Source organism: Pseudomonas typographi, assembly GCF_014694385.1.
Taxonomy (GTDB): Bacteria; Pseudomonadota; Gammaproteobacteria; order Pseudomonadales; family Pseudomonadaceae; genus Aquipseudomonas; species Aquipseudomonas typographi.
Window position 1 is genome coordinate 1 of record NZ_JAAOCA010000090.1, and the last position, 1314, is coordinate 1314.

The 1314-nt window shown below is 61.1% G+C and carries 1 protein-coding gene; it reads right to left on the reverse strand.

All coding sequences use genetic code 11. The annotated features are described in order from the left end of the window. Nucleotides 1-91: 91 nt before the first annotated feature. Nucleotides 92-1273, reverse strand: coding sequence for a phage major capsid protein (locus HAQ05_RS27745; RefSeq protein ID WP_190427565.1), 1182 nt, complete (start codon nucleotides 1271-1273; stop codon nucleotides 92-94). Nucleotides 1274-1314 lie beyond the last annotated feature (41 nt).

Sequence of the window (1314 nt, forward strand, 5' to 3'; positions counted from 1 at the left end):
TTTCGCCGCGGTCTTCATAAGTCCGCAGCGGCTTGATCGTCACGTCAGTCATAGGCACCTCAGCGGGCCGGAAACCCGGCCCTTAGATGGGTTACTCGGTCGCGGTCAGAGAGCCGGTCACGAAGGCCTCAGGGCGGTAGATGGCGAATGCCAGACGCTCTTCCGCGCGAATGGTGACCATGTTGTTCTCAAAGTCCTTGTCGTTCTCGGTGGAAATCAGGACCTCGATTTCCATGCGGTCATAAATCTGCGCACCAAGCTGGAAGGCGCCCACCAAGAAGTCGTCCTGGGTAATCGCCTGGGTGGACACCACAGGGCGCCTCCACAGGCGCGGCGTGGTGCCGTCCTGCGGCTGGCCGATGATGTAGCGTCCCTGGCTGTCCTTGATCAGTTCGATAGCCGCCCAGTCGATGGGGTTGATGACGATACCGTCGGACGGGAATTCGGCCAGTTCGGCCTGCAACAGAGCCAAGCGCAACCGGTCGATACGCTGTTCACCGGTAACGACAAGCCCCCCGGGCGCGGCGTAGGCTTCTGCGAGGGTGACCAGCCCCTGAAGATTGGCACCGGTGCCATTGCCGTAGAGCAACTGGGATTCTTCAGCGATCAGCAGGCCGTAACGGGCCCGGCCGTCGATGTAGCTCTGCAGCGCAGAGGCATCGTCCAGGATCTGCCGCGATGCCTTGAACAGGTGGGCAATGGTGCGCACCGGTGCGTTTACCAATTCGGTGGTGAGGTCGGAATACGGCTTGGCCGCCGTTTCTGCCACCGGCGCAGCGCTGTTCGTGAAGCCGGTTTCCCGGACGTACTCGACGGCATTGCTTTCGGTCGTGCCGGGCGCCACTAGGTCACGAATCGTCAGGCGACGCTGAGGCAACGCAACGATCCCAGGAAGACGCTCGGGCGCTACCAGGCCGGCGCCAGACGTGGTAGTGATCGCGGCGCGCGGCACAGACACTCGGCGCGAGCCACGGAACGACGCGTTAACCCCCTGCATTTCTTCGCTGCCAACTACCAGTTGGCCAACAGATTGGGGTTTTTCCTCCCGATTTTGATCATTGCTGGCATTGAGCAGCTTTTGTTCAGCCTCAAGCATGCGCGCCTGAAGCTCGCCCTGCTTGGTGAGCAGCTCATCGACCTTCGCACGGGTCTCTGCCTGCATCTCACCGGCGGCCTTGATTTCTTTCTGCGCCGACTCAGCCTGCGCTTTGATTTGGTCGCCAATGCCCTTGAGGCTGGCGTTGAGTTCTTTGACTTGGGCTTCGAAGTCCATGGTCACTGTCCTTTCAGGGAATTCAGGAGGGAGGTTGCCGC

Bases quoted from the DNA above. Each gene is read 5' to 3' on its own strand.
- HAQ05_RS27745 (WP_190427565.1), bottom strand. From the start codon at position 1,273: ATGGACTTCGAAGCCCAAGTCAAAGAACTCAACGCCAGCCTCAAGGGC.